Annotated in this window: 1 protein-coding gene; it reads right to left on the reverse strand. The window is 54.4% G+C overall.

Annotated features, from left to right (window positions below):
• Positions 1 to 18 precede the first annotated feature (18 nt).
• Positions 19 to 259, reverse strand: a 241-nt coding sequence (locus tag QP324_RS12105) for an SIP domain-containing protein (protein WP_284816233.1), incomplete at its 5' end; no start/stop codon positions are given.

Here is a 259-nt window from a genome sequence, read left to right on the forward strand (position 1 = left end):
CTAACGTTCGAGCAAGCGTCAGGCCCTGGCTCTTTCCTCCTCGGCCTCAACCTCAGCGTTGAATTCTCGTTTAGAAGACTGCCACTGGTCTTCGGTCATACCGATACGCCAGTAGCCAGAAATGGAAACGTCTTTCTTCGGGATCTCAGATTCGACGAAGAGGAAGCGGCGCAATTCCTTGATCATCTCGGCGACACCGTGGATGAACCAGCTAGTTTTCTTACCTTCTGGAATGCCCGCCTCGCGCACTGCGCGGGAT

The organism is Corynebacterium sp. UMB0012, from assembly GCF_030216265.1.
GTDB lineage: Bacteria > Actinomycetota > Actinomycetes > Mycobacteriales > Mycobacteriaceae > Corynebacterium.